This is a genomic window from Arthrobacter sp. AIWTK1 (assembly GCF_056680535.1).
In genome coordinates this window covers 1,005,610-1,029,809 of the sequence record NZ_CM155287.1, presented here as the reverse complement: position 1 = coordinate 1,029,809, position 24,200 = coordinate 1,005,610, and the positions used below count along the sequence as shown (strand labels likewise).

Annotated in this window: 28 protein-coding genes; 12 read left to right on the top strand and 16 right to left on the bottom strand. The window is 66.6% G+C overall.

Going from position 1 to position 24,200, the window contains the following annotated elements; all coding sequences use genetic code 11:
- Positions 1-8: 8 nt before the first annotated feature.
- Together AC1MDG_RS04850 and AC1MDG_RS04845 are read left to right on the top strand one after the other, a co-directional pair.
- The gene (locus AC1MDG_RS04850; RefSeq protein WP_479807894.1) at positions 9-1,658 is read left to right on the top strand and encodes a PucR family transcriptional regulator; all 1,650 of its coding nucleotides are present in this window, start codon (positions 9-11) and stop codon (positions 1,656-1,658) included.
- A gap of 76 nt (positions 1,659-1,734) precedes the next feature.
- On the top strand, positions 1,735-2,187 hold the full coding sequence (locus AC1MDG_RS04845) for an SRPBCC family protein (protein WP_479807893.1): 453 nt from the start codon (positions 1,735-1,737) through the stop codon (positions 2,185-2,187).
- 33 nt (positions 2,188-2,220) lie between these two features.
- Here the strand turns inward: AC1MDG_RS04845 and AC1MDG_RS04840 are convergent, their stop codons facing one another.
- Positions 2,221-3,090, bottom strand: coding sequence for a class II glutamine amidotransferase (locus tag AC1MDG_RS04840; protein WP_479807892.1), 870 nt, complete (start codon positions 3,088-3,090; stop codon positions 2,221-2,223).
- A gap of 60 nt (positions 3,091-3,150) precedes the next feature.
- Positions 3,151-3,651, bottom strand: a complete 501-nt coding sequence (locus tag AC1MDG_RS04835; RefSeq protein ID WP_479807891.1) for a mycothiol transferase — start codon at positions 3,649-3,651, stop codon at positions 3,151-3,153.
- Positions 3,652-3,740: 89 nt separating this feature from the next.
- On the opposite strand from AC1MDG_RS04835, the gene AC1MDG_RS04830 reads away from it, so the two are divergent.
- The 3 genes from AC1MDG_RS04830 (at position 3,741) to AC1MDG_RS04820 (ending at position 5,608) form a co-directional block, all read left to right on the top strand.
- On the top strand, positions 3,741-4,064 hold the full coding sequence (locus AC1MDG_RS04830) for a hypothetical protein (protein ID WP_479807890.1): 324 nt from the start codon (positions 3,741-3,743) through the stop codon (positions 4,062-4,064).
- A 119-nt stretch (positions 4,065-4,183) separates the two neighbouring features.
- Complete coding sequence (locus AC1MDG_RS04825) at positions 4,184-4,696, top strand: DinB family protein (RefSeq protein ID WP_479807889.1); 513 nt, start codon at positions 4,184-4,186, stop codon at positions 4,694-4,696.
- Between the two features lie 159 nt (positions 4,697-4,855).
- Positions 4,856-5,608 carry an ArsR/SmtB family transcription factor gene (locus AC1MDG_RS04820; RefSeq protein WP_479807888.1) on the top strand — a complete coding sequence of 251 codons (753 nt, stop codon included), beginning with the start codon at positions 4,856-4,858 and terminating at the stop codon, positions 5,606-5,608.
- Positions 5,609-5,681: 73 nt separating this feature from the next.
- Here the strand turns inward: AC1MDG_RS04820 and AC1MDG_RS04815 are convergent, their stop codons facing one another.
- Positions 5,682-6,002 (bottom strand): GYD domain-containing protein, encoded by a 321-nt coding sequence (locus AC1MDG_RS04815; protein ID WP_479807887.1) that lies wholly within the window; start codon positions 6,000-6,002, stop codon positions 5,682-5,684.
- 155 nt (positions 6,003-6,157) lie between these two features.
- The gene (locus tag AC1MDG_RS04810) at positions 6,158-6,670 is read right to left on the bottom strand and encodes a VOC family protein (protein WP_479807886.1); all 513 of its coding nucleotides are present in this window, start codon (positions 6,668-6,670) and stop codon (positions 6,158-6,160) included.
- A gap of 73 nt (positions 6,671-6,743) precedes the next feature.
- Between AC1MDG_RS04810 and AC1MDG_RS04805 the strand changes: the two genes are divergently transcribed.
- Complete coding sequence (locus tag AC1MDG_RS04805; protein ID WP_479807885.1) at positions 6,744-7,550, top strand: helix-turn-helix transcriptional regulator; 807 nt, start codon at positions 6,744-6,746, stop codon at positions 7,548-7,550.
- A 160-nt stretch (positions 7,551-7,710) separates the two neighbouring features.
- Positions 7,711-8,976, top strand: a complete 1,266-nt coding sequence (locus AC1MDG_RS04800; protein WP_479807884.1) for an MFS transporter — start codon at positions 7,711-7,713, stop codon at positions 8,974-8,976.
- A 94-nt stretch (positions 8,977-9,070) separates the two neighbouring features.
- Here AC1MDG_RS04800 and AC1MDG_RS04795 read toward each other — a convergent pair whose 3' ends face one another.
- The 7 genes from AC1MDG_RS04795 to AC1MDG_RS04765 all read right to left on the bottom strand — a co-directional run bounded on the left by AC1MDG_RS04795 (position 9,071) and on the right by AC1MDG_RS04765 (position 14,198).
- A complete protein-coding gene (locus AC1MDG_RS04795; protein WP_479807883.1) occupies positions 9,071-9,484 on the bottom strand; it encodes an ester cyclase in 414 nt (137 codons plus the stop codon).
- A 268-nt stretch (positions 9,485-9,752) separates the two neighbouring features.
- Complete coding sequence (locus AC1MDG_RS04790) at positions 9,753-11,111, bottom strand: MFS transporter (RefSeq protein WP_479807882.1); 1,359 nt, start codon at positions 11,109-11,111, stop codon at positions 9,753-9,755.
- 93 nt (positions 11,112-11,204) lie between these two features.
- Positions 11,205-11,546, bottom strand: a complete 342-nt coding sequence (locus AC1MDG_RS04785; protein ID WP_011690791.1) for a cupin domain-containing protein — start codon at positions 11,544-11,546, stop codon at positions 11,205-11,207.
- A gap of 106 nt (positions 11,547-11,652) precedes the next feature.
- Entirely contained in the window at positions 11,653-12,681 is a 1,029-nt protein-coding gene (locus tag AC1MDG_RS04780; RefSeq protein WP_479807881.1) for a squalene cyclase, read from the bottom strand.
- A 99-nt stretch (positions 12,682-12,780) separates the two neighbouring features.
- Positions 12,781-13,281, bottom strand: a complete 501-nt coding sequence (locus tag AC1MDG_RS04775; RefSeq protein ID WP_479807880.1) for an N-acetyltransferase family protein — start codon at positions 13,279-13,281, stop codon at positions 12,781-12,783.
- Positions 13,282-13,290: 9 nt separating this feature from the next.
- Positions 13,291-13,809, bottom strand: coding sequence for a DUF3592 domain-containing protein (locus AC1MDG_RS04770; protein ID WP_479807879.1), 519 nt, complete (start codon positions 13,807-13,809; stop codon positions 13,291-13,293).
- A 242-nt stretch (positions 13,810-14,051) separates the two neighbouring features.
- Positions 14,052-14,198, bottom strand: a complete 147-nt coding sequence (locus tag AC1MDG_RS04765; RefSeq protein WP_479807878.1) for a hypothetical protein — start codon at positions 14,196-14,198, stop codon at positions 14,052-14,054.
- Between the two features lie 58 nt (positions 14,199-14,256).
- Between AC1MDG_RS04765 and AC1MDG_RS04760 the strand changes: the two genes are divergently transcribed.
- On the top strand, positions 14,257-15,438 hold the full coding sequence (locus AC1MDG_RS04760; RefSeq protein WP_479807877.1) for an HNH endonuclease signature motif containing protein: 1,182 nt from the start codon (positions 14,257-14,259) through the stop codon (positions 15,436-15,438).
- Positions 15,439-15,522: 84 nt separating this feature from the next.
- On the opposite strand, the gene AC1MDG_RS04755 is transcribed toward AC1MDG_RS04760, so the two are convergent.
- Positions 15,523-15,876, bottom strand: a complete 354-nt coding sequence (locus tag AC1MDG_RS04755; protein ID WP_479807876.1) for a GNAT family N-acetyltransferase — start codon at positions 15,874-15,876, stop codon at positions 15,523-15,525.
- A 77-nt stretch (positions 15,877-15,953) separates the two neighbouring features.
- Here AC1MDG_RS04755 and AC1MDG_RS04750 point away from each other — a divergent pair, with 77 nt between their 5' ends.
- Both AC1MDG_RS04750 and AC1MDG_RS04745 read left to right on the top strand, forming a co-directional pair.
- On the top strand, positions 15,954-16,313 hold the full coding sequence (locus tag AC1MDG_RS04750) for a DUF6457 domain-containing protein (protein ID WP_479807875.1): 360 nt from the start codon (positions 15,954-15,956) through the stop codon (positions 16,311-16,313).
- 102 nt (positions 16,314-16,415) lie between these two features.
- Positions 16,416-17,612, top strand: a complete 1,197-nt coding sequence (locus AC1MDG_RS04745; protein WP_479807874.1) for a TerC family protein — start codon at positions 16,416-16,418, stop codon at positions 17,610-17,612.
- Positions 17,613-17,645: 33 nt separating this feature from the next.
- Here AC1MDG_RS04745 and AC1MDG_RS04740 read toward each other — a convergent pair whose 3' ends face one another.
- The 4 genes from AC1MDG_RS04740 to AC1MDG_RS04725 form a co-directional block, all read right to left on the bottom strand.
- Positions 17,646-17,951: an acylphosphatase gene (locus AC1MDG_RS04740; protein ID WP_479807873.1), complete on the bottom strand. Its 306-nt coding sequence runs from the start codon at positions 17,949-17,951 to the stop codon at positions 17,646-17,648.
- Between the two features lie 63 nt (positions 17,952-18,014).
- Positions 18,015-18,905, bottom strand: coding sequence for a hypothetical protein (locus AC1MDG_RS04735; RefSeq protein ID WP_479807872.1), 891 nt, complete (start codon positions 18,903-18,905; stop codon positions 18,015-18,017).
- A gap of 135 nt (positions 18,906-19,040) precedes the next feature.
- The gene (locus AC1MDG_RS04730) at positions 19,041-19,688 is read right to left on the bottom strand and encodes a hypothetical protein (RefSeq protein ID WP_479807871.1); all 648 of its coding nucleotides are present in this window, start codon (positions 19,686-19,688) and stop codon (positions 19,041-19,043) included.
- Between the two features lie 378 nt (positions 19,689-20,066).
- On the bottom strand, positions 20,067-20,807 hold the full coding sequence (locus AC1MDG_RS04725) for a hypothetical protein (RefSeq protein ID WP_479807870.1): 741 nt from the start codon (positions 20,805-20,807) through the stop codon (positions 20,067-20,069).
- A 160-nt stretch (positions 20,808-20,967) separates the two neighbouring features.
- On the opposite strand from AC1MDG_RS04725, the gene AC1MDG_RS04720 reads away from it, so the two are divergent.
- Together AC1MDG_RS04720 and AC1MDG_RS04715 are read left to right on the top strand one after the other, a co-directional pair.
- Positions 20,968-22,200 carry a mechanosensitive ion channel family protein gene (locus AC1MDG_RS04720; protein ID WP_479807869.1) on the top strand — a complete coding sequence of 411 codons (1,233 nt, stop codon included), beginning with the start codon at positions 20,968-20,970 and terminating at the stop codon, positions 22,198-22,200.
- An 87-nt stretch (positions 22,201-22,287) separates the two neighbouring features.
- A complete protein-coding gene (locus AC1MDG_RS04715) occupies positions 22,288-24,180 on the top strand; it encodes an alpha-glucosidase (RefSeq protein WP_479807868.1) in 1,893 nt (630 codons plus the stop codon).
- Positions 24,181-24,200 lie beyond the last annotated feature (20 nt).

Here is a 24,200-nt window from a genome sequence, read left to right as displayed (position 1 = left end):
GCTCCGTTATGCCTGGTCACGGTGCAGGGGTGTTCCCCGGAGCGCAGAACCAATCCCAGCCCACACTCGCGGACGTGGCGCTCTCGGCCGGATCGGAAATCGTCAGCGTCGTGGAGATGCCGGCCGATGACCATCAGGTCATCGCGGGCTCGGTGCTGTACGACTCGACGGCCGCGCCAGCCAGGTTCCCCGGCGCTGTTGCCCTGGCCATCGGCCTGTCGCTGTCCGGCAAGCGGCTGCGGGGCAAGGTCCAGGAACTCCGCGACGCCGGCTACGTGGCCATCGTCTACAAGACCAACGGGAAGCCGGATGCCGCCCTCCGGGCAGCCGCCAGGGAAACGGGGATGGCCCTCTTCCGCGCGTCCGACTCGGTGCCGTGGAACCAGCTGGCGGAGATCATGGACGCCGCCGTCGTCCCGCACCGGCAGTCAGGCCGCACCCTGGTGGACATCCGCCCCGGGGACCTGTTCGACCTGGCCAACACCGTGGCGGCCCAGGCCGGCGGTGCCATTGCGATCGCCGATCCGGACCAGACGATCCTGGCCTATTCCACCCTCCCGGACCAGCCCATCGACGAGACGCGGCGAAGCTCCATCCTTCGCCTGCACGTGCCGCATTCCGTGCAGACCGACAAGGACTACCGGCGCGTCCATGCCGCCAGCGACGCGCTGGATGTGGCGACCGAGGACCCCCGGCTCCGGCGTACGGCCATCGCCATCAGGGCCGGCGGCGCCGTGCTGGGATCGCTCTGGCTCCTGGAACGCGCCGAACACCACAACGAGGACGCGGACCGGATCCTGCGGGAAGCCGCCAATGTTGCCGCGCTCCATATCCTGCACAAGCGCACCACGTATGTCTCCAACCTCACCCGCCAGATGGACCTGGTCCAGCCGCTGCTGTTCGAGCCGGAGCGCGCCGAACTGGCCGCTATCCGGCTGGGCATTTCGGCAGCTTCCATCCGGGTGGCCGCGCTCAGCGTCTGGCCGGCGGACGCCATAGCGGCCGAAACGCTGCAGTCACGCCTTCGGCTGTTCGACACCATCCGGACCGCCTGCGCCATCCGGCTGCCCTCAGCAGTCTGCGGGCTCGCGGACGGCATCGTGTACATCGTCCTGCCGCAGAGCACTGACTCGTCCCTGCCCTTTCAACGCGGCGCGCTGCTCAAAATTGTCCAGAACGCGCGGCGGCTGCTTTCACGCCCGGTCCTCGCCGCGCTGGGTACGGCGGCCCCCATCGATCGGCTCACCGAGTCCAGGGTTAACGCGGAACTGGTCCTGTCCGAACTGGTCCGCAACGTCGTCGAGGGCCGCATAGCTGCCGGCTCGGATGACGTGGTGGCGGACGACGAGTCCCTGGGCTCGCGGCTGCAGCTGCGCCAGATCGCCTCGTCCCTGACGGCGTCCGGCCACCTCCCCGGGAGCCACGCCCTCAGGATCACTGAGTACGACGAAACCCATAAGAAGTCCTTCGAAGAGACCATCTATGCCTACCTGGGCTGCGGCGGCAACGCGATCGAGGCCGCCAAGGCACTGGACGTGCACGTTAACACCGTCCGCTACCGCCTGTCCCGGGTGGAGGCCCTCTTCGGCATCGCTCTGGATGATCCCGAAACGCGCCTTCTCCTGTGGCTGCAGTTGTGGGCCAGGCACAACCAGTAGGCCCGCGTCTTCCGCCGGCGTCCGCTTCTTTCGCTGGCGTCTTTCTTCCGTGTCCGCGGGATGCCAGAGTTGGACGATGAACGCGGAAACCGCCGGACTGGTCCTGAACCTGGAGTGCACGCTCCCTGCTCCCCCGGAGGAAATCTTCCGGATGCTGACCGAGCCATCCGAACTGGTGAACTGGTGGGGCCCGCACGGCTTCACCATTCCGTCAGCCGAACTGAACCTCGCTGAGGGCGGCCGCTACCGGTTCCGCATGGCGCCGCCGGAAGGCGAGCCGTTCCACCTCTCCGGAGAGTTCCTCGAGATCGATCCTCCCTTTCGCCTCGTGTACACCTTCCGCTGGGAGGAACCGACGCCGGATGACCGGGACACCGTCGTCGACCTTTCACTCCAAACGGCCGACGACGGCACGCGCCTGGCACTCTCGCAGGGACCGTTCCTCACGGAGGAACGGCTGGAACTGCACCGCGGCGGCTGGACTGATTCGTTCGAGAAACTGCAGGCGTTGGCGGGCGGCCGGGGTTAGTCCCGGACCAGGCGCGGTTCGGCGGATCAGTGGTCAAGGTTTCTGGGACGCCGCCGCGTGAGGTTCGAGATCCGCGAGAGTGAGCGGATGCGCGGGGGCGTCCGGGAAGGGGAAAGTGGCAGTCACCGCCAGGAACGGATCGACGTGCACCAGTTCGCCGGATGCCATGGGACGCCAGGCCGGGTTATGGTCCATCGGTTCGGTAGCGAAGAGGACATGCGGGTTATAGGCAAGTTCCGTGCTGCGGGAGCGGATCCGGTTACTCCGCGCGTCCAGAGGGGCCGCCGGAGCCGGAGCAGCGGCAGGGTCCCGCTGAAGAATGTACAACTCGTGCGCCGCCGGGTACCTGAGCGCCCACAGGTCCGTAGCCGTGCTCACGATGAGGTTCAGGCTGAAGACCGGCAGTTCCGCAGCGACCCACTTGATCGCAGCGGTGATGCCTTCTCCGACGTCGCCTCCGGCCCTGCGGCTCTCGGCCGTGATGAGCGCGAACAGGCGTTCGCTGTCCGTCTGGCCCAGCACGAGGTCCGCGACGCCAAGCTCGCCCAAGCGCTGATCGAGCATAGCGAGATCACCGAAGGCCCCGTTATGGGCAAACAGCCGCCCGTCCTGCTCGAACGGGTGGGTGTTGGCCAGCGTATGTGCGCCCGTGCTGGCATACCGCACGTGGGCCAGGAACGTGGTGCTCTGCAGGTCCCGCGCCTCACGGGCGAAAGCGTGGTCCTCCCACGCGGCAAGCGGCTGTTTGGCCACGCGGGGCATGCCGTCGGCGTCGAACGTCCCTATGCCGGCGCCGTCGGGCTCGCGCCGGCTCTGGTCAGCGAGGCTGTCCGGGGCGTCCAGGAGCCAGAACGTGGCTCGGACCGGCCGGGAACCAGCGTGCAGCCCGAATAGTCGGCACATGGCAGGTTCTTTCTCTTGAGGCTGGCTAGTGGTGGAAGGCCTGGGCCTCAGCACTAGCCGTCAGTGTTTCAGGCCCTTCGCGTAGGCTGCCTGACCTACGTGCTGGAGGCAGTCGGCGATGGTGCTGACCAGCCTCACCCCGAGCGTGACCGGCGGGTCCCAGCGGGTGTCCACCACGCGGTCGAAGTCCTCGTCGCCGAGGGTCTGCAGGAAATCCGCTGTCTGCCGGTGGACGGCGTCGTAGTATTCGAGCAGCAACTCCGCCGGCGCCTTCACCGAATCGACCTGCTTGCTGGAATGGCCGTACGCGGTGTCATGCTCGCGAAGCGGCAGATTGAAGCGGCCCATAAACCCCTGCGAGGTCCAGACCTGTTCCAGGCCCGCCGCGGAGGCCACCTGCGCGTCTTCCACCCGGCCAAGGTGCCAGATCAGCCAGGCGATCGAGTTTCCGGTGCCCGCCGGACGGCGGGCCAGGCCGGCGTCGTCCGTCCCGTCAAGGGTTGCTTCCACGGTCTCGCGGATCCGGCCGAAGGCGTCCAGCAGCAGTTCATTGGATTTCATCAGGTCCCCTCACTGTTTCGGTGAGGCCCATGCTTGCATGGAAGCGGCGCTGGCGGATAGGGCGGCAGGATGCGCGGGATAATGGAGTTATGACCGATCAGGATCAGGACCGGGACCCCTGGGAAGAGTTCGACAAGCTCCAACCCGCTGGCCCCGACCGCGTTGAGGGGCTCCCTGGCGGACAGCCAATGGGCTTTGGCTTCCGCACCGGTGTGCGGAGCGCCAAGGTGGCCTTCGGGTTCGCCGTATATGCGCTGTTCCTCGGAACCGTGCTGGTCCTCACCGGCGCCGTCGTGTTCATCACCCAGGGGCAGTGGCTGCTGCTCGGACTGATGGTGCTGATCGAGGCCGTTTTCGTCTTCGCCTTCAGCCAGCTGGTGCGCCTGGCGCGCCATCGGCGCTCGGCCCAGTAGCCGCACTGTCCAATAGACGGGCTCCCCCGTCGCGGGGCTGCCCGGTGGCCGGGCTGCCCAGTGGCCGGGAGAGCAGCCGTGCCGTTGCCCCGCCTTGACGGCCTTGCAATACTTCACACATGCCTGCCCTCCCCGCCACCTTCGCCGAAGACGTCATCAACCAGCCGGCCCGCGTCCAGTTCGAGGCTTTCCTCAATGAACACCGCCGCATGCTTAACGCCTGTCTGGACGGCCTGACCGAGGAGCAGGCGCGGCGGTCCCTGGTGCCGTCGCGGACCACGCTGCTGGGCCTGGTGAAGCATGCCACCTTCGTGGAGAAGGTCTGGTTCGACGAGGCCATCACCTGCCGGTCGCGCGCCGAGATCGGCATCCCGGCCACCCCGGATGAGTCATTCATCCTGGATGACCGGGACACCATCGCAACTGTTCAGCAGGCCCACCGCGAAGCTTGCGAAGCCTCCCTCCGCGCCACCTCGGTCCTGGAGCTCGACGACGTGCTCCGCGGCAACCGCCGCGGCCCGCTCCCGCTGCGCTGGGTGTACCTGCATATGCTCCGGGAGCTCGCCCAGCACTGCGGGCACGCGGACATCCTGCGCGAGCAGATCTTGCGCGAGCAGGTCACCGCCGGCTGAGGACACGAACACAGCCATGGACTACACCAGGGACCCGCGCGTGGACCACTACATCGAAGCGCTCGGAAGCTTAAGGGCGGTCAGTAGCCGTCCCTTATGTCTTTGTCCTTAACCCGCCTCCCCTAGACATGTGACCAATCAGTCACCTATTCTGGCGTTGTGGACGCCGTATTCAAGGCCTTGGCCGACGCCACCCGCCGCGACCTCCTGGACGAACTCTTCCGGAACGACGGGCAGACCCTCCACGCCCTCGAGGCCCGCTTCGAGATGACGCGCTACGGCGTGATGAAGCACCTCAGGATCTTGGAGGACGCCGGCCTGGTGGTGACCCGCCGCCGGGGGCGCGAGAAACTCCACTTCCTGAATCCGGTGCCCATCCGGCTGGTCCACGACCGCTGGGTGAGCAAATATGCCGAACCATGGGCCGCTGGCCTCAGCGACCTCAAAACCAGATTGGAAAGTCCCATGGAAAAGATCTTCGAAATCTATATCAAGACCACTCCGGAACAGCTCTGGGAGGCCATCACGGACGGCGGGATCCGCAGCAAGTATCAGTTCGGATCCGTCATCACCTCGGACTGGACGCCGGGGTCCCGGTTCGAGATGGGCAACCCCAAATCCGGGGACCTCCTGGGCGAGGGCGAGAACCTGGAGGTGGACCCGCCGCGCCGGCTCGTCCAAAGCATGCGCGCCCTTTGGGGCGAGGACGTCAAGGCCGAAGGCACCTCCCGAGTGACCTGGGAGATCGAGCCCGTGGGCGATTCCTGCCGCCTGACGGTCACCCACGACCAGCTCCGCGAAGGCGCCAACGACCAGCTCTTCGGCGGCTGGCCGATGATCCTCTCCGGCCTGAAGACCTGGCTGGAAACCGGCGAACTCCTCACCACACCCGGCTCGCTGATGTACACCTGAGGTGACGAACACCTGAAGTGCGCGGCGGCACCAAAGCGGATGCCGCCGTCGTGCTTCCCGGTCTAGTCCCGCGTTACTGCCCGGGCGCCCGGTACGCCGGTGTCTTCTTGGCTGCTTCGTCGATGTCTTCCGGCGTCATGAGCGGCTTCAGGCGCACGTTGACGGTGCCCGTGGAATTGATCATCAGCGAAAGGGCTGCTGCCCCGGCCTGGTCCGGAACATCAAAGACGCCCAGGACGTCGGTGTCCCCGAAGGCGTAGTAGAAACTCTCGAGCGATCCGCCAACAGAATCGAGGGCCTGGACCAGCGCCTCACGCCGCTTGGTACCGCCTTCGCGCATGAGCCCCTTGATTCCCTCGCCCACGTAATTCGCTTCAAAAAGATACTTGGTCATGGTCTTTCCTGTCTGGAAGCGGTCCCCGGAGTGGGGCCGTGCGCACAGCGTAGGCTCTCCGCCGTGCACCCACAACAGCTGCCGGAAAGTCCGTTGCTGGCGGGGATTGTGGGAAAACGGAGTGTTCACCGCTGCGGAACCAGGGCTGAGTGGGTTCAGCCTTGCTTGGCCGCCCAGTCGGCGACGCGCTGCGTGCTCTCCTCTTCGGAGAGGTCCTCGACGCGGGTCATGATGGACCATCGCACACCGTACGGGTCCCGGATGCTGGCGAACCGGTCCCCTGACACAAAGGTGGACAGGGGCTCCCGAACGGTGGCCCCGGACCGTTCGGCGCGCGCCACGAGGGCGCCGGCATCGGCGCAGTAGAAGCCGATGGAGTAGCAGTCGTCCTCGCCGTCCGGCGCGGACACGAGGTGATAGTCGGGGTTGGGCTCACCAATCTGGAGCCGCCCCTGGCCGAAGTCGAGTTCGGCGTGGACCACAATGCCGCCCATCTCGGTGACATTGACGGTGCGCGCACCGAAAACGTCCTGGTAGAAGGTGATCGCCTCCTTGGCCGAGGTGATCGCAAGGAACGGCGTGAGGCTCGTGAAGCCGTGCGGGATGCCGGAAGTTGTGTGCTTGCCGTCCGCGGCCACGGTCAGTTCGGGGCTTGTAGTATCAGTCATGACTCTCACGGTACGCGCGGGTCCGCCCCGGCGGCTTGGAGAATTGCGACAGCCCGGATAGGAGTGCCCGCCCATGGTGGATTCGTTCAAGGGAATCCTGTACCCGGCCCGGCTCCCCACGTTTCACCGGCTGCCCGCACCTGAGTCCATCACGGACCTGGTGCAGTGGTTTTGGATCCCCGAATGGGACATTGAGCCGGGGCGCACGTCACGCCAGCACGTGATTGCGTTCCCGACGTCCAACCTTGTGGTCCAGAAGGATCTTGTGGAGTTCGCCGGACCAACGACCCGCCGGTCACACCGCGATCTCACGGGCCGGGGCTGGGCGGTGGGGGCCCTCCTGCGTCCCGCGCTCGTGCCGCGTTTCACGGATGATCCGGGGAGGCTGCGGGATGCCCAACTGCCGCTGCCGCTCGCGGACCTTCATGCCTCCGTGTCGGAGACGATGGGCGGAACCGATCCACACGAACGCCGGCAGCGCGCGGTTGAGGCGTTCACCGGCTGGCTGGTGGCGGAGGGTCCGGAGGTCTCCGAGGAGGGCCTTCTTGCCAACGCGATGATGGACCTTATCGGCACCTCTACCGACGTGACCCGCCTTGAGGACGTTGCGGCGCGGCTGTTTGTATCGCCGCGAACCCTGCAACGGGTGGCCAAGAAGTACATCGGCCTGAGCCCGTCCGCGCTGATCCGGAGGCGCCGCCTGCAGGAGGCCGCTGACCGGTCCGGGACGGACCCGGCGGCAGACCTCGCGGCGATCGCTGCCGAACTCGGCTATACCAATCATGCCCATCTGACGAACGACTTCCAAAGGACACTGGGTTTCACGCCCAGCTCCTACCGGCGGTCAGTCCTCCAGGACCAGGCCGAGCGGATCGGCTGACCCGCAGAGAACACGCCGCCTTCAAGGGAGTCCGCGCGTTCCCGCGAAGGTGGTTCTGACAGACCCTGCCTCACGTCCAATAAGTCAGGTAATTTGAGTGGAGGACACCGGCAACCGGCGCCGTGTTCCTTCCCCACTCCCTGAAAAGGACTCTTCACCCGTGCCTCCCGCGACCTCCGTTTCTGCACGCGACCGCATGCCTTTCGGGGCGCTGCTGGTGTTGTCGATGATCGGTTTCACCGCCATCACCACCGAACTGTTGCCCTCCGGCCTGCTCCCCCAGATCAGCGCCGGCCTCAACGTGTCCGAACCCGTGGCCGGCTATCTCACCGCCGGGTACGCCGCCATCATCGTGGCCACGGTGATCCCGGTCGCCATGCTCCTGGCCCGCATCCCCCGGCACACACTGCTGGTGGCACTTGTGCTGACGTTCGCCGTCAGCAACGCCTTGGTGGGCCTGGTGTCCGACTTCGGCGCAGCCCTCGCCGCCAGGCTGGTGGGCGGCATTGCCCACGGCTTGCTCTGGACCGCCATGGCGCCCTTCGTGGCGCGCATTGTCCCGGCCCACAAGGTGGGCAAGGCGATGGCCATCGTCTTCAGCGGCAACAGCCTGGGCCTGGCCATCGGCGCCCCGCTGGGAACCGCGCTCGGTGCGCTGATCGGCTGGCGCGCGTCCTTCCTCCTGCTGGCGGGAACCGGCGTCATCCTCGCGGGCCTGGCCATGTGGCTGCTGCCCGCCGTGCGGCGGCTCCCGGACGCGCCGCGGCCGTCACTGCGGAAGGCTATTGGCCAGCCCGGCGTGAAATCGGTGGCCATCGCCTGGCCGCTGATGCTCATGGCGCACTTCGCGCTGTTCACCTTCATCGCGCCGTTCCTCCGCGAGGCAGGCCTGCCCGACTACAGCATCACCCTCTCCCTCACCGTCCTGGGGTTCTCCGGACTGGTGGGCATCTGGATCGCCGGCATCACGGTGGACATGCGGCCGCGCCGTTCACTGCTGATGACGACGGCGGTCATCGCCGCCGCGTTCCTCCTCCTTCCCCTGGGTGGGAGGACAGTCCCCGGAGCCCTGGTGCTCATGGCGGTGTGGGGAGCAGCCTTCGGCGCGATCGGCATCTACAACCAGTCCGCCATCCTCCGTGCCGGTAAGGAGTACCGGGAAGCCGCCAACGGCCTCACCGTGCTGACCATCCAGCTGGGAATAACCATCGGCGCGCTGTATGGCGCAGCCGCCCTCACCACGGCGGGGCCGCTGATGGTGCCGGTGGCTGCTGCGGTGCCTGTCGTCGCCGCGCTGGTGATTATGGTGACCGGACGCAGGCACGCCTACCCGCCCGGCCCGAAAGAGGCCGGCTACGTTGCGCCTGTTGCAGCTGAAGCGAAGGCTTCAGACGCGCCTGCAGCGGACGTAGCCACGCGCGCGTAAGGGTGCGGCACCGCCACGGGACGGCGACGCACGTGGTGACTCCCGCCGTCGGCCATTAACCCACGGCGGGGCCGTAACGTCGGGGCGGCGCCGGTCAGGCGGGCGCTGCCCCGATCTGCTGCATGAGGCTCAGCGTGTCGGAGGATCCCCAGTGTTCAGCCACTTTTCCGTCTTCAATCCGGATGATGTCCGTGTTACTGAACGCCACGCTCTTGCCGCTTGCCGGAATACCCAGGAACTCCCCCTTGTGCGTTCCGGACATCACCACGTGGGAGGCCTCCAGGTTGCCGTCTGCGAACGCCGGCTCCAGTGTGACGCTGAGGTCGGGGAACGCCGTGCGGATGACGTTGGTGTAGAACTTCACGCCGTCCTTTCCCTGCGGCTGCCCGGGCATCGGCTCCACGTGGTCCTGAATGTCGTCCAGCACAAATTCATCAATCAGGGCGAGATTTCCGCCCACCAGCACTTCTTCGTAAAACCGCCTGAGGAGTCCAGTTCCCTCAGCCATTTTCGGCTCCTTTGTTTGAATGAGACCAGTTAGAAATCCCCCGGTCCATGGCCGCCCGCAACGTGTGCCCGCAGGGTGTGCAGAAGCGGCCCGCAAGCTGACCCCGATTACTCGACAACGGGGCAGGAGACGTTCTTAAGCCAGAGGTTATTCCCGGCAATTTTGGGTGTCAATAAGCCGTGGAAACAAGGAAGCGGGGTGCAGCTGGGAGCCTTCACGCGCCTGATGGGGCCGCTTGTTCAGGTGATTTCGGGCTGCGCCCGACGGCTCATTTCCGTTCGCGCCACAGCAGTGTCACGCCGAAGGCCACCGCGCCGAGCACCAGCATGGTGAGCACCATGAGGCCCCAGTTGGCCTGGTTCACGCCGCTGCCGTAGAAGATGCCGATCATCACCGTTGCCGTGATTGCCCCCAGGTACCGGCAGGTCTGGAAGATGCCGGCCGCCACGCCGCGCTCCTGCGGCTGGGTGGAGATGTACATGCCCTGGCTGGACGCGATGCTCACCACGCTCCACGGAATGCCCATCAGTGCCGTCAGCCCCAGCACCAGCGGGATGGCGAAGGAGGCGGTCAGCAGCCACATGGCTGCCGCGGCGACCACCAGGAACAGCACCCCGGCAATCAGGACCCGCCGCACCCGGAAGCGGTCGATCGCGCGGACCGCGAACGGCGTCGCGATCACGGACATCGCTGCCAGCGGCAGCATGAGGAGACCCACGACGCCGGGATCGTAACCGCCCGCTTCCTGCAGCAGTTGGGGCAGGCCAAAGAAGGCGAAATAGTAGATGCCGTTGAACACCGCAAAACCCAGGTAGACCAGGAGCAGCGGCCGGTTCCGTCCGAGAAGCCGCAGGTCCAGGAACGGCGGGCTGAACTTCAATTCACGCCAGACGAAAAGGGCGGCCAGCGCTGTACCGCCGGCCAGCAGCCACCAGCGTGCATCCGGCAGGACGTTCAGCAGCGCCATCATGACCAAGGTCAGCGATCCGACGAAGCCCAGGATGCCGGGAATGTCGGAGTCGCGCAGCAGCTCCGAGGCGCTGCCGCGTTCCCGGTCCTCGTCCACCGGCGCGAACTTCCGGACAACGATGAGTGCCGCGAGGGACAACGGGACGTTGATCAGGAACAGCGCCTGCCAGCCAACCAGGCTCACCAGCAGGCCGCCCACCACCGGGCCCACCGCCGCCGCGGAGGTGTTGGCCATCTGGATCCGGCCGAGCGGCCGGGTGGACTTCACCTTCGTTGTCCGGTCCAGTGCGCCGACAATGACGACGGCGCTCGGGTACGCGGTGGCCGTGCCCAGGGCCATGAGTGCCCTGGCAACGCAGAGCAGGGCGAAGTTGGGAGCGAACGGAGCCAGCGCGCAGGTAACCGCGACGAGGACCATTCCGAAGCTGAACAGGCGCCGCGGCCCGAAGCGGTCCGCCAGCCGGCCCATCAGCGGCTGGCCCGCCGCAGAGGTGAGGTAGAAGGAGGTGATCACCCAGGTGACGGTGGCGACGTCGAGCCCGAAATCCGCGCGCAGCACCACGAGGGCGACGGCGATCATGGATGAGTTCAGCGGGTTCAACGACGTGCCTAGGCTGAGGCCGGCAACGGCGAGGGCTGTCCGGGTTTTGTTGCTCACGGAAACAGTCTTGCCTACATCGGCGCGGGTGTCCGAACTTGGTTACGACGGCGTGCCGCGGCCGGGCCCCCTCGCGCGGAGCCGGCGGAGGCCTCAGCCCTGCTTCGCGCCCTTCGCCACGGTAAACAGGAACGTGGAGTCTTCCTCCGCTTCCAGGCTGTGCAGGCCGTCCGGGACGATCAGCAGGTCACCCGGCCTGCCGTCCCACGAGTTGTCGCCGGCGCGCAGGCGGAGGCTGCCCTGGAGCACAAACACCGTGGCGTCGCCCGGGTTCTGGTGCTCGCTCAACTGCGTGCCGGCCTTGAGCGCCATGACGGTCTGGCGGAGCACCTTTTCGTGGCCGCCGTAAACGGTGTCGGCAGCACGCCCGTTGTTCGCTGCAAGCGCCGCGGCGAGCTGCTGCCGGGCAAGGGCTTCGATCGAAATCTTCTGCATGAGGCCACGGTACCCATCAGGACTCCCGGGCGATATAGGCCGGTGGTCCTGCATCCGGGTCCGCCGGCGTCCGGGAGGGGCGCGAACGGACACTTGAGGCCCGCAGCTACGGGACCCCGGCCGTCCCGTCCCACCACTGGAGCACCCGGATGCCAATGAAGGTCAGCCACTTAGACGGCTCGCCGGGGCCCACGTCGATCTCGAACCACACCCGTCCCGGGTGGCGTCGCTCCTGCAGCCAGGTGCCGTCAGGACGGCGGGCGGCCCGTATCACCTCGATCGCGTCAGCCAGCCGCGGGTCGGGCCGGACGCCGTCGTGCAGGGCCGCCGCCGGAAGGGCTGGGTTGGGCCGGGAGCCGTCGTGCAGGGCGGCCGCCCGGAAGTAGTCCGCCGCGTTGAGCGCGCTGTAGAAGGAGCGGAAGGGGTAAGCAAAATGCGTCACCCACGGACCGACGAGTTCGCCGGTGGACAGGGTGCGGAGCAGCCGGCGTTGCAACAGGTATTCCTCACCGGCCCGGCGTGCGGCGCGCAGCGCGTCACTTCCGCCGGTCGCGGCCTCGTAGTACAGCAGCCCCTTCAGGGAGTTGAGCGTGGAATGGAACGACGAACGGGCGGAGCCTTCCACCCACTCGCAGTTCCAGCCGCCGTCGGCCATTTGATGGTCCAGGAACCATTGGGCAATCCCGGTGACATCCGCGCCGAGCCACGCCCCGCTGGCGAGCGTGTAAGCGTTGATGCAGCAGTCCACCTCGCCACCCCAATAGGGCAGGTTGTCGTACTCCCAGCGGCTGTTGGCAGCGAGGAGCTCGGCCGTGCCGGCGAGCGCGGACGCATCGAGGCCCCAGTCGCGGAGAGTGTTGAGGGTCCATGTCGTTGCGGTCCACGGCTGCCCCGCGTCATCGGCTGCCTCGGGGCCATGGAAGTCGAAGTCGCCAGGGAAGAACGCTCCGCCCGCCCACTGCCCGTCGGGATCCTGCAGCGCGAGCAGCCGCGCCGCGAACCCTTCCGTCGCAAGCCGCGCCCGGGTCGCGCCCCACTCCTCAAGCGGGGCGCCCGCAAGGTCGCGCTCCACCTGCCAGCGCAGAGCCGGGTCGGAGTCAAGCAGCCAGTCGAGCAGGGCAGGGTCCAAAGCCATCGTCGGCAGGCTACCACGGCCGTTGGGCTTGTGGCCCGGTGCTGGCGTGCCAGCCCGGCGACCTGCTGCGCTCGGAGCCGCATGACGCTGCGGACTAACCTACGTCCTGACCGGCCGGACCATCCGGATCACGGGCAGTTCCTCCCATTCCGGCGGAAGCAGTTTGCGTTCACCGTCGGGCCGAAAGCCGTGCTTGAGGTAGAAGGCCCGCGCCCGGGGATTGTCCTCGAGCACCCAGAGGTACGCCGGTGAATCGCCGACGGCGGCGTGCAGCAGCGCGGCGCCAAGGCCGCTGCCGTACGTGCGTCGGAGGATGTAGATCGCATACACCTCCAACTGTTCGGGCCCGTCCGCATCGAGGCCAGGGCCCGCGTCGGCCAGTCCCACCACTTCATTGCTGTCGTCCAGGGCAATGAGCCGCGGGTCAGTGCCTGCCAGGAATTGTCGGCGCTGTTCAACCCGTTCGGGAATACTCGCCCTGCGGGCCTGGAAGAATTCCGGTGATAACTGGCGCCCGTAGCACTCCTCGTGCGCCAAAGTGTGCATACGTACCACGGCTTCGGCATCCTCGGGAGTGGCCCGACGGATGTGGTAGTCCATCATTTCAGCCTAACCTCCGTGGCTGCCTTGGTTGAGCTGCTCGGCGAGCTTCTTCCGGTCCTGCCGGACGCCCAGCAGGTAGCAGATGACAAGGAAGATGCCGATTCCCCCGAAAATACAGGTCAGAACGGTGCCGACTCCCCGAAAATACACGCCGCCGCTTTCAAACCCCAGCACCGTTGCCTGGCCCGGGTCGGATTCCCGGTAGGCCACCGTGACCTCCTCGCCCACTACGGGGTGCTGTTCATAGTCCACCGCGATCCACTCGTAATGCAGCGAACCGTCGGCTGACTGGAACTCCACTTTCATCCTGCGTTTGGAAGCGTTCGATCTGTCGTGGAATTCGGTGATGGTTCCAGCGACCTGTTCGCCGGTCCGCACCAAGTCCTCGTCGGCATTGATCTGGAGTGTGCCGACCACCATAAGAACCGGGCCGAGGCAGAGGACCAGCGCGGTCACCACCAGGTTGAACAGCCCTCCCAGCTTCTGTTTCGGCTTGCGTTTCGAGTTTACGTTCGGTGAGGTCACGCCCCCATTCTGCCCCACGGCTGACCTGCGGGCAGCCGGGCGGTTTGGCCAGTTCGGAGCGAAACGGTGTGCGGAACCGGAATACAACGCACGACGGCGGCGGTTCGGTGCGGTGGGCGCCGCGGGCAGCGTTAAATGTCAGACCCTCCCACCAGACTGTTTATATGCAAAGCACCGCAGTATCCGAGGCACTCAACGCCATAACGGCCTCCGTTGCTGCGCTGCATCGCCTGTGCGATAGTTCACGGCTCGCCGGAGCGTCGGACTCGGATCCCCTGCGGCAGCTTGCCGACGACTGCCTGGATGCCTTCACCGAGGTGGGCCGCATCGAAGCTCGAACCGCCGCCTTCAAGGTCCGGCTGGCTGACACGTTCGCCGCGGCGTCCCAAGCCATGGCACCCCCCGGCCGCGTCGCCCCAGGAGCAGTGCGCGGCCGAAATGGGCCTGATGGCCGAATTGGCCTGTGCCCTGACCGTCAGCGAAAGAACGGCGGGAGCCTTCCTGCAGGAAACCCGGCAGCTCACTGAGGCACTCCCCCTGACGCTTGCTGCTCTGGAGGCCGGGACCATCTCCTGGCAGCACGCCCGGGTCCTCGTCGACGAAACCACCGGCCTGACCCCCGCCGCAGCCGCCACGCTGGAAGCGCATTTCCTGGACCCCGACGCTGTGAACCCGGCCCGGGGCTGCCCGCCCGGGGACCTCGTGCCCTCCCGCTTCCGCGCCAAAGCACGCATCTGGCGGGAACGCCACCACCCGGTCAGCATCGAACAGCGCCACAGGACCAGCGCCCAGGACCGGCGCCTGGAATACACCCCGGACCGCGACGGCATGGCCTGGCTCTCCGCCTACTTGCCCGCGGACACTGCAGCATCCATTTGGAACCGCGCCACTGCCGCAGCCAGGGACCTCCAAAACCCGGCCGAACCCCGAAACCTTTCCCAACTCCGGGCCGACACCGCGGCCGCCTGGCTACTCGGCGGCGTCGCTGACGGCATCCCGTCGCCCAAGGCGCAAGTCCTGGTCACAGTGCCTGTGCTGTCGCTCTTGGGCGCCACGGAAGAACCTGCCCGCCTGGATGGCTACGGGCCCATCCCACCCAGCATGGCCCGCCGGCTCATCGCAGACGGCGCCACCTCTTTCCATCGCGTCCTGACCGACCCCCGCACCGGGGCGCCGCTGGAAATCCAACGCGCCAGCTACCGCATTCCAACGGCCATGCGCCAATGGCTTCGCCTCCGGGACGGCAAATGTCCGTTCCCCGGATGCAACAACCAGTCCCTGGACACTGAAGCGGATCACATCACGCCCTGGCACGAAGGCGGCACCACCGGCGTCTCCAACCTCGGCCAGCCATGCCGCAAACACCACCGCCTCCGGCACACCACCGGCTGGAAACCGATCAACGCCACCCACGACGCGCCACCCGGCTGGGAATCACCCTCAGGACGCCGCTACCCCGGCGAACAGCATGACTGGGAACCACCTTGGATGCCACCTGCCAACCACTGGCCACCCGACATGGTGCAAACTGCTGCGACGGCGGAGCACACCCCCGGCGCGGACTACGGTCCCGATACAGACCTGCCCGTCGACCCGTTCCCGGACTGGGAGTCGTGGATCGCTGCCTAGCTACGCGGCTTGACTGCGCCTTCACTCACGCTGGCGCCGCGTCCCCGCCCCGGCCAAGCCCGGCGGCGCCCCGCTCCGCGGCGGCTATGCCCGGGTGCGGGCCGCCAGCGCCGAGCTGAGGAACTCGAGGTGGGCCGGCGTCGTCGCTACGGTGGCGGCGGCATACTCCGGGTGCTTGGTGAGGAACTTCTTGATGTACGGGCATACCGGCACAATGCCCAGCCCGGCGGCCACGGTTTCGTCAAGGGCAACGGTGGCGAGCTTGCCCGCGAGCCCCTGGCCGCCGTATTCCTCGTTAATCACCGTGTGGTAGAAAATCCGCTGCGGTGAGTCGCCGGCGTCGTACGTTTTGTACGCGGCCTTGCCGATCACGTTGCCGGCAACCAGAACTTCAAAGCGCTCGCGGTCCGGGTTGTGGCGGATGGTTACATCAGTCATCGGGATCTCCTTGATAGCGGCTCTCGCTACAGCCTAACCTCGAGGCATCTGCCGTTATTTCTGACTGAGGAGAGAACATGGCCGCCAACGACGACGAAGCACAGATCCTGGACCAGTGGAGCCACCGGCTGGCCCAGGCGCTGCAGCTCCTGGACCTCGACTTCGACCGTGAACTAGTCCTTGACCTGGCCGGTGAATCCGCACGGTCGGTCACCCACGCAGCGGCGCCAATCACGGCGCTGATGGTGGGCTACGCGGCGGGTCTCGCCGCCGGAACTCGAAGCGCGGGAACCACAAGCACCGCCGCCGGAGCGGCGGCGCCCAAGGAAGCTTCCGCCGCCTCGGTCGCTGAAGCCGCCGCCGTGGCCTTCCGGCTGTGCGAGGACGGAGCCGACGGCGGACCGTCCAGCAAAGGCTGGGCCGACACCGCCCAGTAACTGACACCGGTCAGTAGCTGACATTGCCCAATAGCTGACACCGCCCTGCAACAACCGCCCGGTAGGGTTGATATCACCCCCACCGACCGGAAGGCACGCAGCATGCAGGTCCCCTTATACGTATGGATTCTGACCATTATCGGCATTGTGGGCCTGCTGGCCTTCGACTTCTTCTTCCACGTCCGCAAGGCGCACTCCCCCAAGCTCAGGGAGTCGGCCACATGGTCTGCGATCTACGTAGGCATCGCCCTGCTGTTCGGCGTCGGAGTCCTGGTTTTTGGCGGCCCCACCATGGGCACCGAATACTTCGCCGGCTACGTCACCGAGAAGGCCCTGTCCGTGGACAACCTCTTCGTGTTCCTGATCATCATGGCCAGCTTCAAGGTTCCGCGTGCAGACCAGCAAAAAGTACTCCTGTTCGGCATCGTCTTCTCGCTGATCGCCCGTACCGGCTTCATCTTCCTGGGCGCCGCCCTGATCAACAGCTTCGCCTGGGTGTTCTACATCTTCGGCCTCATCCTGCTGGTCACCGCCGGCAACCTTCTCAAACCCGATTCGCACGACGACGACTCCGAGGGTCTGGTGGTCAGGCTCGCCAGGAAGTTCCTCCCCGCGTCCCAGCACTACGACGGCGACAAGCTCTTCACCGTGGAAAACGGCAAACGAGTCCTCACCCCCATGCTCCTGGTGATGGTGGCCATCGGCGGCACGGACATCCTGTTTGCCCTGGACTCCATCCCGGCGATCTTCGGCCTGACCCAGAACGTCTTCGTGGTTTTCACCGCCACGGCGTTTTCGCTCATGGGCCTGCGCCAACTGTTCTTCCTCATCGACGAACTGCTGGACCGCCTCATTTACCTTGCCTACGGCCTGGCAGCGATCCTCGGCTTCATCGGCGTCAAACTGATCCTCCACGCCCTGCACGAAAACAACCTGCCGTTCATCAACGGCGGCGAACATGTGACCGTCGTCGAGATCAGCACCGGCCTCTCTCTGACCGTGATTATCGGCGTCCTGGTGGTCACGGTGCTTGCCTCGATCTACAGCCCCAAGGGCAAGGCGAAGAACATGGTCTCCGGCGCCAAGCGGCACGCCACCGAATACGTGGACCTGAACTACGAGACGGGCATCGCCGAACGCGAGGAGATCTTCAACAAGATGGTCCGTGAGGAAGCCGAGCTCAGGAAGCTCCCCGAGAAGTACAAGCGGCTCATCCGGGACGAGACCGAGTTCATGGACCTGCTCAAGCAGGCCCACGCCGAGCACGACGAAGCCCTGCAACGGGAAGGCCTCACGTAAGGTCGGCCGCCGGCTTAACCGCCGGCGTCCGGCTCAGTACACCACGTCGAAGCCGCTGAACTCCCCCGTCGCCGGCGACACCGACTCCTCCACGTGGTCCACGCGCCCCGGCGCGTCCTCGGACCTCAACCAGCGGCGGAACTCCAGCACCACCGCCTGGGGACCTTCGACGACGACGGCGACCGTGCCGTCGTCGTCGTTCCTCACCGTTCCGGTCAGCGAGAGTTCCTCAGCCTTCCGCACGGTCCAGTACCGGAACCCGACCGCCTGGACCACGCCTTCGACGCGTGCCCGCAAGCGGACGTCCGGCCCCGCCTCCTGATCTGCAGCATGAGCCATGGTTCCAATGTAGTGCGGTGGCCGGGGGTTTCGCTCCCCCACCGCACAGGCTCAGCGCCTGGCTCAGCCCGCCGGGGTTGTGTTGGCGGCATGCTTGGCTTTGCGGCGCTTGGAGCGCGACCACACGAGGAGGGCGCCAAGGGCACCTATCAGCACCGGGATGGTCAAACCCAGCGGCTGCGCCCAGTCCTTCACCAGCGCGTTCAGCACATAAACCAGTTCGATCTCCACCTGGATGTCCTCCCGGAACGTCTCCAGGCTCAGGTCCGGCCCGTCCTCGGCGGTGGCAAACAGCTGCAGGGTCATGATTTTCCGTCCCGGATCCTTCGGCGTGACCCACCAGCGCCACTCCGCGACGCCCTGTTCCGGCACCAGCATCTCGCCGCTCGGATTTCCGGCCCGTTCAATGGTCATGCCCGCTCCGGAGAGGTCCGCCCGCATCTCCTCGCACACAATCGGCGCACGGGTCTGCACCGGATTGGGTCCGGGGATGTTCTTCTCGTGGCCTGCGCCGGGGTCCCCCAACGTGACATGCAGGACGAACTCCCGGGTCTCCCCCTGGCGCATCGGGGACGGGGGCCGGAAGGTCAGCTCGCCCCGGACGCAGGTTTCCAGGATTTCCTTGGCGCGCCTGGCCCGTTCGAAGGCAGTTGAGGTGGGAAGCGGCGGAGGAGTTGACGCTTCGCCCTCAGAGGGCTGCGTTATGGTCGGAGACTTGGTCGGCAACTGGCCGGGACCCGCTCCAGGTTTCCAGTCCGTGGGCTCCTCAACGATTGAGGTCGGTTCACTCCCGGATGTGGGCCCCAGGGTGGTGCCCGTGGATGTCGGCTCCGCATGAGGGCCCGGCGTGCAGGCGCCCAGTCCCAGCACTGCACCCAGCACTGCACCCAGCGTCAGGAACACGGCCACGCACAGCGTACCCAGGGCGGATGCCACAGTCTTCGCACCGCTCACAGGCCATTGCTTCCCCAGTGCGTGCATCAGAACCCCGACTACTGATAGAACCGAGTCCTCCTTCGAGTCTGCTCGGGCGCACGGGGCCAGTCAAGGAGCCCCCGCACAGGCAGTTGGCGGCTGGCGTGCGGCCGGCTACCGCGCGGGCCGCAGTGAGGTGATCATCCGCCGGATGTTCCGGTACTCGCCCGTCTCCACGTACAGCTTCGCCTTCTCCCAGTAGGGAAGCGCCGGTTCGCCGGGCGTGGTGTTGTTCGCCGGGTCGTACCCTGCCCCGAACATCGCACCGCTGGGCGGCCACCTGAAGAGCAGGAAGATGGGGCACGCCAGCGTCCCCACCTCCTCCGGGATCATGGTGATGCCGTAGGCCGCGATGGTTTCGGCCGTCCGGGCGGGCGCCGAGGCATCTCCCCTCGTCTCGAACATGAACCTTGGTGCGTTTTCGTCCGGCACACCCTTCTCAGCCAGGGCCGTCATGGGTTCGGAGTCCAGCACCGCAAACGGATACTTCTGCACGCACTCCGAGCCGGTCACGATCCTGGTCTCGAGGACGGCCATCGACTTCCCTGCTGCGTTCCGCACTTCCACGAACTCTCCGCCGAGCGGCGATTTTCCGGTTGGATCCTTGATGGTCCAGTCGCCCGGATGATCGAACGTCAGCTGACGGTCCGACGTCGTGAACGTCTTCCAGCCGGACGCCGTGGGTGACGGCAGCCGGCTGGGGGATGTGCCCGACGGCGCCGGTTCCGCCGGCGCTGCGCCCGCCGTCGTGCTTGGCGGCAAGGCGGTTCCATTGGCCGAAGCAGGGGCGGTTCCGCCGGCTGTTGCGTCCGCTGTTCCGCTCGATGTTGCGCCGGCCGAAGCGCTTGGTTGGGGTGCCGCGGCGGACCCCTGGTTCCGCGGAGCAGGCGGCGGCCCGCAAGCGGCCAGGAGCACAGCGAGGCAGGCCCCCGCAGAAGCTGCTGCAAGGGAACGTGGCGGCCCGGACGATCCACAGCCGGGCGTCATTGATCGGCGCATGCAATCCTCCTCATACAGCTGAGGGATCAATTGTGGGCCTGCGGATAGCGGCTCGCGCGGGGCGGGGTAAATTTGCCGCCAAAACGTTGCGCACCGCGGACTGTCCGCGGTGCGCAACGTTCGCCGTGGGGCCCTCTAGAGCTAGGCGGGCCGCAGCGAGGTGATCATCTTCTTGATGTTCTTGTACTCCTGGGTGCCCATATACACCTCGGGCGTGTCCACATGCATCTCATTGCCGGGGGTGGTGTCGAAGGGGTCGTACGCGCCCCCGAACGTGGCACCGCTGGGCGGCCAGTTGAAGAAGTGGAAGATGGGGCACGCTTCCGTTCCGGTGGGTTCGGGCGCCGTCGTGATGCCGTACGCGAACACGGTCATCAGCTTGGGATCCGTGGCGGCCGTATCCGTCCGGGTCTCGAAGGTGTACCGGGGCACGGTGCCGTTCTGTTCCAGTGCCGGCAGGGGCTGCGACTCATAGACGCCGAACGGCTGTTTCACCGTGCATTCGGAGCCCGTGACCATGTTCGTCCCGAGTGATGCCAGGTTCTTGCCGTTGGCGTTGGTAATCTTCACGAACACGCCGCCGGCAGCTGCTTCCCCGGCCGCGTCGGTGATCTTCCACTCCTCCGGATAATCAAAGGTCAGCCCGTCGGCGGTGGTGTAGGACTTCCAGCCCGCTTCGGGATTCGAAGAAGCGGAGGCGGACGGTGTGGCGCTGGACGCGGCCGACGTGGTCACTGTGGCCGACGCAGAAGCGGTGGAGGTGGAGGTGGCGTCCGGGGAACTCGTCGACGGTGACGAGGCCGGCGGTCCGCAGGCTACCAGCAGGAACGCGAGGCATAGGGCCCCCGAGACTGCGATGGCCGAGGGTGCTGAGCGGTGCATCTGTTCTCCTGAATTTCATGAGACCGCGAATAATTCCTCAATTGTGGACTGCTGCCCGGCTCGGCCAAAGCAATAAATCCAATCGATGTCCAAATGTTACCGGCACGCCGACGGCCCGCTGGATTTCAGCGGTTCCCGGAAGCTTGATAGAGCTTAACCAATGCAAGAATTCCTCACCCCGGCAATGCCCTTCCTGGCCATGGCGCTCGCAGTAGCGGCCGGCCTGGTCCTCTCCTGGCTGATCCGCAAGACAGTCCTCCGGCTCAACCGCCGCCGCCCCGAACTCCAGGCCACCTCCCGGGTGGCGCGGCTTCCGCTGCGTTTGGCCCTCTGCCTGATCGGCGTCCGCGTCGCGCTGGTGCTGACAACGGACGACGGCGGGTGGCGGTCCGCCGTCGACCATCTCCTGTTGATCGCCCTCATGGGCTCCCTGGCCTGGCTCGCCGTCGCGGTGCTGCTGATCGTGGAGGCACTGGTCCTCAGCCGCTACAGCGTGGACGTGGCCGACAACCGCCGTGCCCGGCGCCTGCGGACGCAGATGATCCTGGCGCGCCGGATCGGCGTGGCGCTCATCGTGGTGCTGGCCCTCGGCAGCGTGATGCTGACCTTCCCCGCCATCCAGGCCCTCGGCGCCGGGCTGCTTGCCTCCGCCGGCGTGATCTCCATCGTGGCCGGCCTCGCCGCCCAGACGTCGCTGGTGAACGTGTTTGCCGGCATGCAGCTCGCCTTCACCGACGCCATCCGGGTGGATGACGTCGTAGTGGTCCAGAAGGAATGGGGCCGGATCGAGGAGATCACCCTGACCTACGTGGTGGTCCACATCTGGGACGACCGAAGGCTCATCCTGCCCTCCACGTACTTCACCACCACGCCGTTCGAGAACTGGACCCGCCGCCAGTCCGAGGTGATGGGTACCGTCGAGTTCGACCTCGACTGGCGCGCTCCCATCGAGGACATGCGTGCCGAACTGCGCACGGTGCTGGACGGAACGGAACTGTGGGACAGTCGCGTGGGAATCCTGCAGATCACGGATGCCACCAACGGCTACGTCCGGGTGCGGATCCTGGTGAGCGCGGCAGACAGCGCCGCCCTTTTCGACCTGCGCTGCCTCATCCGCGAAGCCATGGTGACCTTCCTGCAGCAGGGCCACCCGGAGTCGCTGCCGCACGTCCGCTGGGAACCCGTCCAGCCCGCTCCTTCCCGTGAGATGTCCCGGCAGCCGGCCGTGGAGTCCCGGGAGCCGGCGCCGCTGCAGGCCCGTCAACACTCCGACCCGCAGGATTCCCAGCTCTTCACCGGCTCCGTCGAAGCCATCGAGCGGTCCCGCGCGTTCACCGGTCCCGGCGAGGAAGTCTTCGAGGACCGCGACAAGACCCTCTCGGCACGGAACTAGCAGCCCTTTCCCGCCCGCCCGATCTGAACAATAATCAAACCGAGCCCCACCATCAGACCAGCCGCAAGCAACTGAGGAGACCAGGCCATGACCACCCACGCGGACCCCGCAACGGAACCCCCTGTCAGTGATGCGGCGGACAACGACGACGAGGCGGCCACGGAACCCGGCTGGTTCCACAAAGCGGTGGTCTACCAGATCTATCCGCGCAGCTTCGCGGACTCCAACGGGGACGGCATCGGCGACCTGCCGGGCATCATCAGCAAGCTGGACTACCTGCAGAAGCTGGGCGTCGACGTCGTCTGGCTCTCCCCCATCTACACCTCCCCGCAGGACGACAACGGCTACGACATCAGCAACTACCGCGACGTGGACCCCCTCTTCGGCAGCCTCGCCGACCTGCAGCAACTGACCGACGGGTTGCATGCGCGGGGCATGAAACTGGTGATGGACCTGGTGGTCAACCACACCTCGGACGAGCACCCGTGGTTCGTGGAATCACGGTCCTCCAAGGACAACCCCAAGCGTGACTGGTACTGGTGGCGGCCGCCCCGGCAAAGCCCCGTAGGCGGCGCCGGCGCAGAACCCAACAACTGGGGCTCCGCGTTCTCCGGCCCGGCCTGGGAGTTCGACCAGGCAACCGGCGAGTACTACCTCCACCTGTTCTCCAGGAAGCAGCCGGACCTGAACTGGGAAAACCCGGAAGTCCGCGCCGCCGTCTACGACATGATGAACTGGTGGCTGGACCGCGGTGTGGACGGCTTCCGGATGGATGTCGTCAACTTCATCTCCAAGGACACCGCCCTGCCGGACGGGCCGAAGGGCGACGGCATGCTGTTTGGCGACGGCAGCCCGCACTTCATGTCCGGACCCCGGATCCACGAGTTCCTGCACGAAATGCACCTGGAGGTTTTCGCCGGCCGGGACAAGCCGCTGCTGACCGTAGGCGAGATGCCCGGCGTCACGGTGGAGGACGCCGTCCTGTTCACCGACCCCGCCCGGCGCGAGGTGGACATGGTGTTCCAGTTCGAGCACGTGGCGCTGGACCAGGAGGACGGCAACAAGTGGCGGCCCAGGAAGCTGCGGCTTACCGACCTGAAGCAGTCCCTGGGCCGCTGGCAGGACGCCCTGGCCGAGCGCGGCTGGAACAGCCTCTACTGGGGCAACCATGATCAAGCCCGTGCCGTGTCCCGTTTCGGTGACGACGGGCCGTACCGCGAGCTTTCCGCCAAGATGCTCGCCGGCATCCTGCACCTGCACCGTGGCACCCCGTACGTGTACCAGGGTGAGGAACTGGGCATGACCAACATGAGCTTCGGGGCCATCAGCGACTACCGCGACATCGAGGTGCTCAACCACCACCGCGAAGCCACCACCCATCTGGGCCACACCGACGCCGAGGTCCTGGCCGCCCTGGCGCCCCTGAACCGGGACAACGCCCGCACCCCGGTGCAGTGGGACGCCACCCGGCATGGCGGGTTCACCACCGGATCGCCGTGGATCGCCGTCAACCCGAACACCAGCCACATAAACGCCGCGGCGCAGGAGGACAACCCGGACTCGGTGTTCAGCTTCTACCGCCGGGTCATCGCGCTGCGGCACGCCGAACCTGTGGTGGCGGAGGGCGACTTCACCATGCTGCTGCCCGACGACGAGCACGTGTACGCCTTCCGGCGGACACTCCCCGGGCCAGGCACCGGGGCAGCTGTTGGAGCGGCTGCCGGTGCGGCTTCCGGTGCGGCTTCGACGCCGGGCGTCCAACTGCTGGTGCTCGGCAACTTTTCCGGCGAAGACCGCACCGTGGAGCTCGACGGCGGCGGCTGGGGCGATGCCGAAGCCGGCGCGGATGAGCCGGAGCTGGGCCACTACCCGGCTGAGCTGATCCTGGGCAACTATCCGTCCGACGGGGCCGGGACGCATACTGCGATTCCCCTGCGCCCCTGGGAGTTGAAGGTCTTCCGCCGGCAACACAACACCTGACCAAACACCACCCAAGCAAG